General features: G+C 61.9%; 11 protein-coding genes and 1 pseudogene. 8 read left to right on the top strand and 4 right to left on the bottom strand.

The annotated features are described in order from the left end of the window. Window positions 1–101: 101 nt before the first annotated feature. Window positions 102–830 (top strand): annotated as a pseudogene (locus NKH36_RS32355) (aldehyde dehydrogenase family protein); the annotation flags it as partial. 109 nt (window positions 831–939) lie between these two features. Here NKH36_RS32355 and NKH36_RS32350 read toward each other — a convergent pair. Further along, on the bottom strand, window positions 940–1,629 hold the full coding sequence (locus NKH36_RS32350; RefSeq protein ID WP_352965872.1) for a haloacid dehalogenase type II: 690 nt from the start codon (window positions 1,627–1,629) through the stop codon (window positions 940–942). A gap of 319 nt (window positions 1,630–1,948) precedes the next feature. On the opposite strand from NKH36_RS32350, the gene NKH36_RS32345 reads away from it, so the two are divergent. Continuing rightward, a complete protein-coding gene (locus NKH36_RS32345; RefSeq protein ID WP_352965873.1) occupies window positions 1,949–2,791 on the top strand; it encodes a GNAT family N-acetyltransferase in 843 nt (280 codons plus the stop codon). A gap of 13 nt (window positions 2,792–2,804) precedes the next feature. After that, window positions 2,805–4,181 (top strand): aspartate aminotransferase family protein, encoded by a 1,377-nt coding sequence (locus NKH36_RS32340; RefSeq protein ID WP_352965874.1) that lies wholly within the window; start codon window positions 2,805–2,807, stop codon window positions 4,179–4,181. A 40-nt stretch (window positions 4,182–4,221) separates the two neighbouring features. Here the strand turns inward: NKH36_RS32340 and NKH36_RS32335 are convergent, their stop codons facing one another. From NKH36_RS32335 to NKH36_RS32325, 3 genes are all read right to left on the bottom strand, one after another. Continuing rightward, a complete protein-coding gene (locus tag NKH36_RS32335) occupies window positions 4,222–4,698 on the bottom strand; it encodes an Lrp/AsnC family transcriptional regulator (RefSeq protein WP_029352587.1) in 477 nt (158 codons plus the stop codon). 10 nt (window positions 4,699–4,708) lie between these two features. Then, window positions 4,709–5,782 carry a tartrate dehydrogenase gene (locus NKH36_RS32330; RefSeq protein WP_352965875.1) on the bottom strand — a complete coding sequence of 358 codons (1,074 nt, stop codon included), beginning with the start codon at window positions 5,780–5,782 and terminating at the stop codon, window positions 4,709–4,711. A gap of 85 nt (window positions 5,783–5,867) precedes the next feature. Continuing rightward, window positions 5,868–7,193 carry an NAD(P)/FAD-dependent oxidoreductase gene (locus NKH36_RS32325; protein ID WP_352965876.1) on the bottom strand — a complete coding sequence of 442 codons (1,326 nt, stop codon included), beginning with the start codon at window positions 7,191–7,193 and terminating at the stop codon, window positions 5,868–5,870. 784 nt (window positions 7,194–7,977) lie between these two features. On the opposite strand from NKH36_RS32325, the gene NKH36_RS32320 reads away from it, so the two are divergent. From NKH36_RS32320 to NKH36_RS32300, 5 genes are all read left to right on the top strand, one after another. Further along, window positions 7,978–9,642: an ABC transporter ATP-binding protein gene (locus NKH36_RS32320; RefSeq protein ID WP_352965877.1), complete on the top strand. Its 1,665-nt coding sequence runs from the start codon at window positions 7,978–7,980 to the stop codon at window positions 9,640–9,642. Window positions 9,643–9,680: 38 nt separating this feature from the next. Further along, a complete protein-coding gene (locus NKH36_RS32315; protein WP_352965912.1) occupies window positions 9,681–11,351 on the top strand; it encodes a peptide ABC transporter substrate-binding protein in 1,671 nt (556 codons plus the stop codon). A gap of 67 nt (window positions 11,352–11,418) precedes the next feature. After that, entirely contained in the window at window positions 11,419–12,369 is a 951-nt protein-coding gene (locus tag NKH36_RS32310; protein WP_352965878.1) for an ABC transporter permease, read from the top strand. A 35-nt stretch (window positions 12,370–12,404) separates the two neighbouring features. Then, window positions 12,405–13,283, top strand: coding sequence for an ABC transporter permease (locus tag NKH36_RS32305; RefSeq protein ID WP_352965879.1), 879 nt, complete (start codon window positions 12,405–12,407; stop codon window positions 13,281–13,283). Window positions 13,284–13,401: 118 nt separating this feature from the next. Further along, complete coding sequence (locus tag NKH36_RS32300) at window positions 13,402–14,652, top strand: NAD(P)/FAD-dependent oxidoreductase (protein ID WP_502912162.1); 1,251 nt, start codon at window positions 13,402–13,404, stop codon at window positions 14,650–14,652. Window positions 14,653–14,699: the final 47 nt, after the last annotated feature.

Here is a 14,699-nt window from a genome sequence, read left to right as displayed (position 1 = left end):
CCCGGGCCGGGGGGGGTCTCCGCCACCAAGCCCTTCCCCAAACCACCCGGGCCCAAAATCCCCCACCCCGGTCCCCCCCCGGCCGGGCCCGTTGGCGTCCGCGGGCCGCCGCCGACGGCATAAAGAGGCTCAGCCTGGAACTCGGCGGGAATGCGCCTTTCATCGTGTTCGATGACGCAGATCTCGATCTCGCCGTCGAAGGGGCGGTAAACTCCAAATTTCGCAATGGCGGCCAGACTTGCGTCTGTGCCAACCGCATTCTCGTGCAGGCCGGCATCTATGAGGCGTTTGCTGCGAAGCTCGCCAGCCGAGTTGCAGAGATGAAGGTCGGTCCGGGCACGGAGGAGGGCGTCGTCATCGGGCCGATGATCAATGGTGCCGCCATCGAGAAGATCGAGCGGCATGTCGCCGATGCTTTGGAGAAAGGCGCCCGGATAATTGCCCGGAGCGAAGCAGTGCCGGAAGGCAAGCAATACGCCCGGCCTATTCTGCTCGGCGACGCCACGACCGAAATGCTCCTGGCGTCGGAAGAGACGTTCGGCCCTGTGGCTCCGCTCTTCCGCTTCGAGACGGAGGAGGAAGCGATCGCGATCGCCAACGGAACGCCCTTCGGCCTTGCCGCCTATTTCTACACGGAAAACCTCAAGCGGTCGTGGCGTGTAGCCGAGGCGCTGGAGTTCGGCATGGTCGGGCTCAACACCGGCCTGATCTCGACAGAGGTCGCGCCTTTCGGCGGCGTGAAGCAGTCGGGGCTTGGGCGCGAAGGATCGCAACTGGGGATTGAGGAATATCTGGAGGTCAAGACGCTTCACGTCGGCGGGTTGAATTAAGGCTTTTCCGGAATCTCAAGAGCGAGACCGGCAATGGGAAAGGGGCGGTCGAACCGCCCCTTTCTCATTCGATACTTCGGATGCCGCGATGGCCGGAGGCCCGCCGGCCTCAAGCAACTTCCCGAACGGGCTCCAGTCCGACGGCGGCGGCCAGACCTCCGATATCCTTGATCTCGGTATATTCGTAGAAGGGATTCGCGGGCTCGTGGCCGCGATTCACCCAGACCTTGCTCTTGATACCGAGATCATAGGCCGTCATGAGATCGTAGCGGAATGAGGACGACACATGAGTAATGTCCTCAGGGCCGCAGCCGAGCTTGTCGAACATATATTCGAAGCCCTTCATCAAAGGCTTGTAGGCGCCGGTCTCCTCGGCCGTGATGACCATGTGGAAAGGTGCGCCGAGCTTCTCCACGTTCGACATGATCAGGCTGTTCATGGCGTTCGACAGGATCACCAAAGGGATTTCCTTGGCGACCTTGGCCAGTCCCGCCGGGACATCCGGGTGCGGACCCCATGTCGGCACTTCCTCATAGATGCGCTGGGCATCCTCGGGCCGGAATGCGACGCCGTTGCGCTTGCAGGTCCGTTCCACGGAATTGTGCACGACATCGAGGTAGGGCTTCCAGGCGCCAAGAACCTCGTCGAGGCGATAGGCGGCGAAGTCCTTGATGAACTGCGTCAACGCGGCAGGCGAAAGCTGCGAGCCGTAGACGCGGCTCGCAGCACCGGCCATATCGAAATTGGTGAGCGTGCCGTAGCAGTCGAAGGTGATGTATTTCGGTCTGAACGTCGACATGGCGACCATCCTCCTAGTTTTCCTCGGCACAGCGTGCCTGTACCGCAATCACCATAGTCGGCGACATGGAAGACTAACGGCCGCATTCGCCGCAACCTGAAGCAGATCGTTTCGTATTGCATCGCCGGATTGGCAGAGAGTTGCGCCAGGTGTCCTTTCGAGCTTTGGGAGCGCGGCCTGTCGGCCATGGCTCGGCAGAAGATGCGGCGCGAGCGGCGAAGGATAGTGAAAACGCGTCGCGCATGGCTGCCGGTCGGGAGGAACTGCTGTCTTTGGTGGTCTACCGTGAGCACTTGAAGACGAAGGCCGGAAATTCATCATGACCGTACAACAGATCATCCTTGAAGAGATGACACCGGGGCACCTGGAAGGTGCTGTCGAACTGTCTCGCCAAGTTGAATGGCCGCATCGCCGCGAGGATTGGGAACTGGTCCAGTCGGTCAGCCGGGGGATCGTCGCTCTGGAAGAAGAACGCGTGGTGGCGACCATCATGATGACCCCCTACGGCGACGATGCCGCCGCCATCAACATGGTGATCGTCGATGCGGCCAGGCGCGGCCGCGGGCTCGGCCGCAAGATGATGGTAGAGGCGCTTGCCAAGGCGGGTGAGCGCACCTGTCGCCTCACGGCGACACGGGAAGGCCTGCCGCTCTATGAGAAGCTGGGCTTCGTCACGACTGGCGAGATCGTACAGCATCAGGGCGAGGCATTGCCTGTTTCCCCGCCGGCCCGTGTATCCTGGGCCGAGAGCGGCGATCTTGCCCGCCTCGGGGTGCTGGATCGCGAGGCATTTGGCCATGACCGTTCGGCGCTGATGAAGCTGCTTCCCGAGCACGCGAAATTCGCTGTCATTCGCGATGAAGGCGATACCCAGGCCTTTTCCGCCATCCGGCCATTCGGCCGGGGGCTGGTCATCGGGCCGGTGGTGGCGAGAAACGGTGCCGAGGCCAAAGCCCTGATCGACTTTCTGCTCGCCCATCATCAGGGCAAGTTCGTCCGTGTCGATACCGACGTTTCGACGGATCTTGCTGAATGGCTCACCGGGCGCGGGCTCGCGCACGTCGGCGGCGGGATCACGATGCGACGCTCTATGGCCACGCACAAAGAAAGCAAGCCCGCGCATCACCGCACATATGCGTTGGTCAGTCAGGCACTCGGTTGAATCGGAGGAAGAAATGCTGGCAAACTCACTGATCGAACTCGATCGCGCGCATCTGGTTCACCCGTTTTCATGCTATCGGAGCCACGAGGAGATGGGCGTTCGGGTGCTCAAATCCGCCAAGGGCGCAACGGTCACCGATGCAAGCGGGAAAACCTTGCTGGACGGATTCGCCGGTCTATGGTGTGTGAACGTCGGATATGGCCAGGAAAGTGTCGTTGAAGCAGCCGCAAAGCAGCTAAGAGAGCTTCCCTATGCGACGGGATATTTCGGGCTGGGATCCGAGGCTGCCATTCGCCTTGCTGCCAGGCTTGCCGAACTGGCGCCCGGCGATTTGAACCATGTCTATTTCACGCTTGGCGGCTCCGACGCAATCGACAGCACGATCCGTTTCATTCGGTACTACTACCATGCCAAGGGTACGCCGCAAAAGGACCAGTTCATCTCGGTCGAGTATGGCTACCACGGATCCTCGACGGCAGGGTCCGGTCTGACCGCGATCCCCGCTTTCCATGCGGGCTTCGGCGTGCCTTACGACTGGCAGCACAAGATTCCCTCGCACTACGTCTATCGCAATCCGGTCGGTTCCGATCCGCAGACGATTATCGACGCATCGGTCGCGGCCCTGCGCGCCAAGATCGCGGAACTCGGCGCGGACCGCGTTGCGGCCTTCTACGCCGAACCCATTCAGGGTTCGGGCGGTGTCCTCATTCCACCGACAGGCTGGCTGAAGGCCCTGCACGCCGTGTGCAAGGAACACGACATTCTGTTCGTTGCCGACGAAGTCATCACTGCCTTTGGCCGCACCGGCCCGCTCTTCGCCTGTGACGAGGACGATGTGGTGCCGGATTTCATAACCACGGCGAAGGGACTGACCTCGGGCTACGTGCCGATGGGCGCAGTCTTCATGTCGGACCATGTCTACAATACGATCGCGGATGGAGCCGGCAAAGCGCCTGTCGGCCATGGCTACACCTATTCAGCCCATCCCGTCAGCGCGGCGGTGGGGCTGGAATGCCTGCGTCTCTACGAAGAGGGCTTGCTCGAGAACGGGCGGAAGGCCGGGAAGCGGTTGATGGAAGGCCTTCGCTCGCTCGCCGACCACCCGCTGGTTGGCGATATTCGCGGTCGCGGCATGCTGGCCGCGGTCGAGTTGGTCACTGACAAGGAGCGCAAGACGCCGCTGCCGGCGGCAGCCGATCCGGGTCGCCGTATTTTCGACCGCGCATGGGCGAACGGCCTCATCATCCGCGCCTTCAACAGCGGCATCCTGGGCTATGCGCCGCCGCTCTGCTGCACGGAGGACGATATCGATGGAATCCTCGAACGCACGCGGATGACGCTGGACCAAACCCTCGAAGACAAGGACGTGCGGGCGGCGATGAAAAGATGATCGTCCAGACTGCCGCCGCATGCCCGGGGCAGCGTCTTCCTCATCTGTCGAATATGGCGTCGAGCGGCAAATGAGATTTCACGATAGGGGATTTGAGCACAACGAAGCTGAAATATTTGTCGATGCCGATGTCCATTTCGACAAGGCGCTCCATGACCGTCTGGTATTCTGTGATTCCCGCTGTGACAAACTTCACCAGGTAGTCGTAGCCGCCTGAAACAAGATGGCATTCGATGACGGAATCGATCTTCTCGACGGTGGCAAGAAACCGCGCGAAGTCGTTCTGCCGATGGTTCCTGAGCGTGATCTCGGTGAAGACCGTCAACGTCTGCCCGAGCTTGGAGACGTCGATCTGGGCGGAATAACCGGTGATGAAGCCTTCTGCCTGAAGCTTCTTGACCCGCATCAGGCAGGGGCTCGGCGACAGATACACCAGTTCGGCAAGCTCGACGTTGGATATGCGCCCGTTCTTTTGCAGCTCGGAGAGAATTTTGATGTCGATCTTGTCGAGCTTCATCAAAAACCTGTCACACGTTCGAACCGCGGATCGTCCGGCAAACGGCGTCCGTTACTTCCTGCGTGGTCGCGGTGCCACCAATGTCCGGCGTCAGCACGCCTTCACTCGTCACCGTTTCCACGGCGCGCATCAACCGGGCAGCCGCGTCGTTCTCGCCCAGATGGTCGAGCATCTGGGCGGCGGTCCAGAAGGTGGCGACAGGGTTGGCAATACCCTTGCCGGCGATGTCGAACGCCGAGCCGTGAATTGGCTCGAACATCGAGGGGTAGCGCCGCTCGGGATCAATATTGGCGGTCGGTGCTACGCCGAGACTGCCCGCAAGCGCGCCTGCAAGGTCCGACAATATGTCGGCGTGAAGGTTGGTGGCGACGATCGTATCGAGGCTCCGTGGTTTCAGCGTCATACGCGCCGTCATAGCATCAACCAGCATCTTGTCCCACGTGACATCAGGGAATTCCCGTGCCACCTCGGCGGCGATTTCGTCCCACATTACCATGCCGTGACGCTGCGCGTTGGATTTCGTGACAACTGTCAGGAGCTTTCGCGGCCGTGACTGCGCCAGCCGGAATGCATAGCGCATGATGCGGGTGACGCCGACGCGCGTGAAGATCGCGACCTCGGTTCCGACTTCCTCGGGGAGGCCGCGATGGGTGCGGCCGCCGTTGCCCGAATACTCACCTTCGGAATTCTCCCGCACGATCACCCAATCCAGATCGCCCGGGCCAACGCCCGCCAGCGGAGAAGCAATGCCCGGCAGTATCCTGGTCGGCCGCACGTTCGCGTACTGATCAAAGCCCTGGCAAATCGGCAGCCGGAGGCCCCAGAGCGTGATGTCGTCGGGCACATCGGGAGCGCCGACCGCGCCAAAGAAGATAGCGTCGAAACGCTTCAGTTGCGCCACCCCATCTTCGGGCATCATCCGACCATGGCCCTTGTAGTAGTCTGAGCCCCAGTCGAAGTGCTGGACGCGCAGCTTGAAGTCGCCGCAGCGCTCTTCAAGTGTCTCAAGCGCCTGGAGACCAGCGGCAATGACCTCTGGCCCGATCCCGTCGGCTGGAATGGCGGCAATCTCATATTCGCGCATCGTCACTTCCCCGTTGTTTTCAGTGCTGGCCGCTCGCGGCCTCAATCTCGTGTTCGACCGGTTGGACGTTGGCAAATCGGTCTTCTCAGAATTCAGCGACCTTGCCCCACGCAGCGGTCTTCAGACGCTCCGGCCTATAAGGACGTGGATCGACAATAGGCTCGCTGCCCGTGATGATGTCGGCGATCATATGCCCGGCGCCGGGGCCGATCCCGAAGCCGTGACCGCTGAATCCCGCCGCCAGGATGAAGCCCGGAATCCCCTCGATTTCACCGACTGCGGGAATGCCGTCGGGCGTGCTGTCGATATAACCCGCCCATGCATCGGAGATCGCGACGCGTTTGAGTTCGGGCATCAATTCGCAGGCTCGTCGATATGTCAGCCGAATCTGCCTCATGTCAGGTTTGGGATCGAGAATCCGATTCCGTTCCATTGGTGTCACGTCGTCAAGGTCCCATTTCCTCAGGCTTTCATGACCTTGACGCCAGCCCTCGAACGCTCCCGGGGCCAGACTGCGCCAGCGGCGGGCGAACATGGGCACGAACTCGCGGCTGAACCTGAGCTGCTGCGGCGTTGGATCGACTCGCGCCCGCCCGCTGATCGCCAGCGTGTATCCACCGTTGCCGCGCCGCGTCAGCGAGACGCGCGCGGTATGCAGGGCATCCGGCAGGCCATTTGCGCCCGGCGCTACGGCTAGAATGGACTGACGCACGGCAGCTTGCGGGAAACGAATACCAAGCTGGCTGCAGAAGGAAGACGCCCACGCGCCTCCGGCCATGACCACGGTCGTTGTCCGGATGGTTCCCGCTTCTGTAACGACGCCGCTGACCCGGCCGGCGCTCAACTCCAGCCCGCGCGCCGCGCAATGCTGATGTACGGAGCCGCCAGCCGCCATGATCCCAAGCGCGGCTACAGGTACCGCCCTCGAGGTGTCTGCCGTTCCGTCAGTTGGCGAGAACACGCCACCTTTCCATTTGCGGCCGGTCGCCTTGCCCCGTTCGGTGGCTTTTTCCGCGCTCAGCATATGCGTCGTAATACCGACCGTCCTTGCAAAATCGCGCCACTTTGCCCAACCTGCGAGTTCATCGTCGTTCTGCGAGAGATAGAGCAGCCCGCAACGGCGAAAGCCGGTGTCTTCGCCAGTCTCCTGCGCCACTTTTTCCCAGAGATCGAGGCTCTTGGTTGCCATCGGCAACTCGCGCGCGTCACGGTTCTGCTGGCGGCACCAGCCCCAGTTGCGGCTGGACTGTTCGGCGGCAACGCGCCCCTTCTCCAGCAGGGCAACGCTGACGCCGCGGCGTGCGAGATAGTATGCCGTGAATACGCCTACCACACCGCCGCCGATGACGACGACGTCCGCCGCGCGAGGCAGGGATGGGATGGAATTGATGTGCATGAGCGGCGCGGGCATGAAACGGGACTCCGGTAATTTGAAGCATCCTAACCTGCCGCCTGCAGAGGCAGGCTGCGAAGTTTGTGCCTGGACGGAATATCGTGCGGCCAGCGGCCCCTAGGACGGGCAATTGTTGCGCGAAAAGCTCGCTGTCACCGGGGCAAGCAGGAGTACACTTCATACAGTCGCGTCATCCAAGGCATGGCTATTCAGGGCGCGGCGCACAGTTGCCGACCCTGATCGGCAGTGCCTTAGCCGAAATTGCGATGGGCCGCACGGACACCGATCCGCTCGACCGCATCCTGGCACACGGTGCCGATGCACGCCGGAAGCCCTGGTTCCTGCCCGTCGTGGGGGCGTATAACCGCATGAAGGATATGGTTGCCCGATCATGTCGCGGACGCCGAACAGCTGCAGAGTGAAATGCCGAACTGGACGTTCTTTTCAGAAGTTCCTGCCGCGCGAGGGCCAAGTTTCGATGACTCTGCGGAAACAAAACAGTCAAACTGGCTGAAAGAACGGAGCAACCCTTCCTTATGGCAGGCAAGCCCAGAGGGCTTCCGATAGGCAGGGCTTACGCCTTCGGAGAGTTCTCCAAGAAAAGGGAACAGTGTCCGGTACACGGACCGGATTTCATCAAGGGAGCCGCCAGGATGAGCAGAATCCGTTTCTCGCAGCCTCAGGGCGCGAAGCGCCGAGATGGCCAGACGACGGCCGCTACGGTGAGGCGCTTCTGCTCAAAGGGCGATGATGCGGTCCGCAACAGCGTGGATCCGCTCGGTTGAAAGGGGAGGTGATCGCGATGGTCGCAAGTATCCAGGCTGTAGCCCCCCACGAAGTGGCGCTTTCGATACGCGACCTCACGGTGAATTTGCCGCAAGGCATGGAACGGACCCATGCCGTCGAGAACATCTCCTTTGATCTGAAGCGCGGCCAGATCCTGTGCATCATCGGCGAATCCGGATCCGGAAAGTCTGTCACAGCCAATGCGATCATGGGGCTTCTGCCCAAGGTGATCCGCGTCTCCTCGGGCGCCATCCAGCTGGACGGGATGAACATCATAGGCCTGTCGCCCGACAAGCTGCGCAGCTTACGCGGCCGGGTTGTCTCGATGATTTTCCAGGATCCGCTCTCGGCACTCAACCCGCTGATGACGGTGGGCGCGCAGATCGACGAAGTCATGGCGGCGCATGGCGTCGGCACTCCGAAATCCCGTCGCGGCCGCGCTATCGAGTTGCTGACTGAGGTGGGACTGCCCGACCCGGAACTCATGTACCACCAGTATCCGTTCCGCCTCTCCGGCGGGCAGCGGCAGCGGGTGATGATCGCCATGGCGCTGGCACTCGAGCCCACGATCCTGATCGCGGATGAACCGACGACCGCGCTCGACGTGACCACCCAAGCGCAGATTCTGGAGCTGATCCGCGACATTCAGCGACGCAAGGGAATGAGCGTCATGTTCATCACCCATGACTTCGGGGTGGTGGCCGAGATCGCAGACAGTGTCGTCGTAATGGAGAAGGGCCACATCGTCGAACAGGGTAGCGCTCAACAGGTCCTGAAGTCGCCTGGCCATCCCTACACCCGGCGCCTTATCGCAGCCGTCCCGCGCCTGACCGGCGAGGACCGCGTTCCTCTGGAGACGGCCAACAAAGCGCCGATCCTGAAGGTCGAAGGCCTGGTTAAGACCTACCGCAGCGGCAATCCCCTGTTCGGCGCGCAGCGCGTCGTGCCCGCGGTCAACGAGGTCTCGTTCGATCTGGCGCCCGGGCGCACGCTGGGCGTTGTCGGCGAAAGCGGTTCCGGCAAATCGTCGCTGGGCCGCCTTCTGATCAAGCTGCTGGACAGCGACGGCGGCGGGATTCTGTTCGAGGGCCGCGACATCGCCAGGCTTTCTGAAGCCGAGTTCCGCCCACTGCGACCCCGAATCCAGATGATCTTCCAAGATCCCTTCGCCTCGCTCAACCCGCGCTCGACTGTTGGTCACATCCTGACCGTTGGCCCAATCGCGCACGGGACGCCCTATGCCCAGGCGCGCGAAGAGGCGAAGGCGCTTCTGGCTCATGTCGGGCTCGATGCCGGCGCCTTTGGCCGCTATCCGCATGAATTTTCCGGTGGGCAGCGCCAGCGCATCGGCATCGCTCGGGCACTGATGTTCAAGCCGAAGTTGCTGATCGCCGATGAGGCTGTGTCGGCGCTCGACGTGTCGATCCAGGCCCAGATCCTGCAGCTGCTGGACCAAATCCAGCGGGAGACCGGCGTGTCGATGATCTTCATCACCCACGATCTGCGCGTCGCCAGCCAGATCTGCGACGAAATCGCGGTGATGCAGAAAGGGCGGATCGTGGAACGCGGACCGCCCTCGCAAATCTTCCTCGACCCGCAATCAGCCTACACGCGTGAGCTGGTGGCGGCGATTCCTGGAGAGCAGCCGGGATCTACCCGTCCGGTTGCAGCAAATGGGTAAGAGCCACGGCGGATACCGCCAGAACAAGGGGAATTCCAATGACTGAACGCTCAAACACCAAATCAAACTACTCGCGGCGCGATGCCCTGCGATTGATGGCGATAGGCGGGGCTGCAGGCCTCATTGCGCCCAATCTGTTGGGCAAACCCGCCTTCGCCCAGAACCCTCCAGCGAGCCCAACCGGCCGCGTCATCGTCGGATTTTCGCAGGAACCCACCGTCTTCAATCCACTGATGCCGCATACCGAGTGCGACGACGCTGTGCATTTCTCAGTGTTTGATGCACTCGTTCGAATGGACTCTAAGGGCGTTCTTCAGCCCAATCTTGTGGTCGAAGTGCCAAGCCAAAAAAACGGCGGCATCTCGGAGGATGGTCTTAAGTGGCGCCTCCGCCTGCGCGATGACGTCCGCTGGCACGACGGCAAGCCCTTCACGGCCGAGGACGTGAAGTTCACGCTTGAGCTCATCACCAATCCGAAATTCCGCGCGTGGCGCACGGCCGGTCATTCGCTGGTGCGCGACATCAAGGTGGTCTCGCCGACCGAACTCACCTGGCGGATGGAGGAGGCTTTCGCCCCTTACCTGTCGTTTCTCGCCGAAACCTTCATGGTGCCCAAGCATATCCTCGAAAAAGAGGCCGACCCCAACGCCGCCGCCTTCAATCAGGCGCCTGTCGGCACTGGCGCATTCAAGTGGGCGCAGCGCATCGCCGGCGATCACATCGAACTCGTCGCGAACACGGACTATGCAGGGGAGGGCCCCTATTTGGAGCGGCTCGTCTTCAAATACATCCCCGACATGACAGTGCTCTACACCCAGTTCAAGAGCGGCGACATTGATCTTGTCGACCAGGCATTCATAACCGCCGACCACTATGAGGAAGCCAGCAAACTGTCGGATCGCGCGGTCATGTTGGAGCGCGGCGCATCGGTCGAGTCGATCTATCTCAATCTTGAGAAGCCGCAGTTCAAGGACCCGGCGGTCCGCCAGGCGCTCTACGCCGCAATAGATAGGAAAGCGATCCTCGAAGGACTTTATTACGGGGTCCACACCCCCACCGAGACGTTCATGCCGCAGAATTCCTACTACTACAATCCGAACCTGCCGGCGCAGGAGTTCAACATCGAGCGCGCGCGCCAGATCCTCGACGAGGCCGGCTGGGTACCCGGAGCCGATGGAATACGGGTGAAGGACGGGGTGCGTCTGTCGTTCGCCAACTCCACCACCTCCGGCAACCACCTGCGCGAGCAGACGCAGCAGTTCCTGCAGCAGACATTCGCCGAGATCGGGGTGGAGATGACTATTTCGAACCTGCCGGCCGCCGTCATGTGGGGCGATTTCTGGCTCAAATCGCAGTTCGAGTCAGCGATCTCCGGTGTAACCAATGTCATCGCGGGCGACCCCGACGTTTCCAACCGCCTGCACACCAAGGCGATCGTCGCGAAGGGCGGAAAGGGCTCGAACACAGGCCAATACTCCAACCCGGAGGTCGATGCGCTGCTCGAGAAGGGCACCCGCACCTTCGACCGGGAAGAGCGGCGCGCCATCTATCTGCGTGTGCAGGAAATCGTCCGTCAGGATCTGCCGTTCCTGCCTCTGTTTGCCTACGCCAATGTGTTCGGCCGCAAGGAAGGTCTGGAGGGTTTCGAGGCAAATTCCAACGCCCGCGTCGCATCCTGGCATGCCGCCGGATGGCATTGGAAGGGCTGACATATACGCGGCCGCCGCCTTGCGGCGGCGGCCAATCATCGGCGCTGTCTTGAAAGAGGAGAGTTGAATGCGCGGCTTTCTGCTCAACCGGCTCTCGCAGAGCCTCATCCTGCTCCTGATCGTGTCGGTCATCGGGTTCGTCGTCCTGAACCTGCTACCGGGGGGGCCACTGGCGCAATTCGGGCTCGATCCCGGCATGACGCAGGACGATCTCGATCGCTTGAAAGTGCAATTGGGGCTGAATCGGCCGCTGTGGATTCAATACCTCGACTGGGCCTGGCGGCTTCTCCAGGGCGACTGGGGCCACTCCTTCCGCGACGGTGCGACGGTGCTGGCAGTGATTGGCCGGCACGTGTTTGCCACGCTGCTGCTGATGGGGACTTCCACCGCGATCGCAATCGCCATCGGCACCTGGATCGGCATCCGCGGCGCCACGCACCGCTATTCGCTGTTCGACCATGTGGCGACGGTCGGCGCCATGGTCGCGCTGTCAATCCCGACCTTCTGGTTCGGGCTCGTCGGCATCTACATCTTCTCCCTACAGCTGGGCTGGCTGCCTGCAGGCAACATGTACACGATCGGCGACGGTTCGGTCCTGAATTACCTGCATCACCTGATCCTGCCAAGCATCGTGCTGTCGCTGGTGCATGTCGCGATCTGGAGCCGCTACATGCGCACGGCGACGCTCGACGCCATCAGCCAGGATTTTGTCAAGACCGCCCGCGCCAAGGGCCTGAGCGAGCGCCGAGTCATAATGAAGCACGTCGTCGGCAATGCGCTTTTGCCGATGATCACACTGGCCGGGGTGCAGCTTCCCAGCATCCTGACCGGCGCGCTGGTGACGGAGACAGTGTTTACCTGGCCGGGGATGGGTCGACTGTTCCTGGACAGCCTCGGCTACAGCGACTACCCGGTCGTGATGGGACTGCTGATGTTCTCGGCCATCCTCGTCATTCTGGGCAACCTGATCGCAGATATTGCTGTGGCGATCGTCGACCCGCGCATTCGTCTGGGTTGAGCGCGTAACCTCACGCCCAACAGGAGGCACCCGAAATGACCGCTCTCGCCGCAAATGCAGGACCAAGCCGCTGGTGGCGCAGCCGCACCGTGCGCCGTTTCACCAGCCATCATCTGGCGTTGCTGGGGGTGGCGATGATCACCCTTCTCACGCTGGCATGCGTCTTCGGCCCTCATCTCCTGCCCTATGATTCCCTATACATCGATTTGCGCGCCCGCTTTTCACCGCCGCTGACCGGCGACCACTATCTCGGGACCGATCCTTTGGGGCGGGACGTGGCGGCGCGACTGTTCATGGCGGGGAGGACCTCACTGCTGGTGGCTTTCTTTGCCATGCTGCTGTCGACGCTGATCGGAACGCTCGTCGGCGTGATCGCGGGCTACCGCGGCGGCTGGATCGGTGCAGCGCTGATGCGCACGGTCGACGGCTTCCTGTCATTCCCCTCCATCTTCCTGCTGCTGGCCTTGGCCGCGGCACTGAAGCCGAGCCCTGCTATGGTCACCGTCATCGTCGCTGTCACCAGCTGGATGGAGGTAGCCCGAATTGTCGAGGCCGAGGTGCGGTCATTGCGCGAGCGCGAGTTTGTGCTGGCCGGGCGCATGCTGGGGCTGAGCGGCACGCATATCATGTTCCGCGAAATCCTGCCAAACGCCATGGGTCCGATCATCGTGGCCGCTACGCTGACAGTGGCGCGCGCGATCCTGCTGGAAGCCTACATCAGTTTCCTGGGCTATGGCATTCAGCCGCCGCTGCCCAGCTGGGGCAACATGCTCGAGGGCGCCCAGCAGTATCTGGACAGTGCGCCTTGGCTGGCGATCATTCCCGGCGCCGCCATCACCATGGCCGTGACAAGCTTCAATTTCATCGGCGACGGGTTGCGTGACGCGCTCGACGTACGGGACGACCGTGTCTGATCTCGTCGACAAACGCGGCCCGCTCCTTCACCCGAAAACCCAGCGAGAAGTGACTCACGTGCACGAGTTGAAAGTCTCCGACAAGAACACGCCCTATTGGTGGGAAGCGGCGCCCGTCATGCCGCTGCCGCGGCAGCCCCTCGCAAAGAAGCTTGACGTGGCAATTGTCGGCGCCGGTTATGCCGGGCTTTCGGCCGGGCTTGCGCTGGCGCGCGAAGGACGCTCGGTCGCAGCCTTTGATGCGATGAATCCGGGCGAGGGTGCTTCCACGCGCAACGGCGGAATTACGAGCGGGAGTATCCGGCCGGACTATGCCACGATCACACGGCGCTTCGGTGAAGAGAAGGCAATGGCGATCGAGGCCGAGGGCAAGGTCGCACGCGAATTCCTCTACGACTTCATAGAGACCGAAGGGCTCGACTGCGACTTCCGGCTGGTTGGCCAATTCAAAGGCGCTTTCGGATATGAACAGTATGGGAAGATGGCGCGCGGCGCCGAGACACTAGCGAAGAAACTGGGGATCGAGTCCTACGCCGTTCCGCATGCCGAGCAGCGAAATTATATCGGCACAGATTTCTACCGTGGCGGAACCGTTCGAATGGACATTGGCGGGCTGCACCCCGCCAAGTTCCATGCTGAGCTCCTGCGGGTGGCCCTTGCTTCCGGTCTGACGGTGCATTCGAACACGCCCGTGACGTCGATCGAGAGGAATGGTTCGGGCTTCCGCGTCTCGACTTCGGCAGGGACGGTGGATGCACGGCAGGTTCTGGTCTGTACTGACGGTTATACCGACGGCGCCGCTCCCTTCCTGCGCCGCCGGCTGGTTCCGGTTCGCAGCCGGATCATCGTGACCGAGGAACTTCCGCCCGATGTCATGGCGCGACTGATGCCGAAGCTGATGACGATCACCGAAAACCGGCAACTCGGTTTCTATTATCGTCCCTCGCCCGACGGAAAACGCATTCTGCTGGGGGGCCGTGACAGTTCTCGCGTCGGCGATCCGGCGGCGCCGAAACTTCTCCTACGCAAGGGCTTGGTGAACCTTTTCCCGGAGTTGGAGAACGTGCGCCTTTCGCATTGCTGGTTCGGCAACGTGGCGATGAACCGCGACATGCTGCCCCGCATCTTCGAGAAGGACGGCGCGGTCTATGCAACTGGCTTCTGCGGTTCGGGCGTGGTCTGGGCGCCATGGATTGGCACGCGTGCGGCCCACAAGCTGATGGGTCATGGCGAGCAGTCGCGCACGGCGTTCGACTTTCGAGCGCCTTCGGCCATCCCGCTCTATCGCGGCAATCCGTGGTTCATGCCGGCGATTATCCAGGGCTATCGGTTGCAGGACCGTATCGCCTTCTGGCGCGCCAGCCGCTGATACGACTGCAGAATCGCGCAGGACACGTTGTTGCCGGAGAGCACTTC

Origin of the sequence: Mesorhizobium sp. M1312 (assembly GCF_040318115.1) — a bacterium.
In the GTDB taxonomy this organism is placed as follows: Bacteria; Pseudomonadota; Alphaproteobacteria; order Rhizobiales; family Rhizobiaceae; genus Mesorhizobium.
Note: the sequence above shows the minus strand (reverse complement) of the source record. Positions and strands in the feature narration are given on the sequence as shown.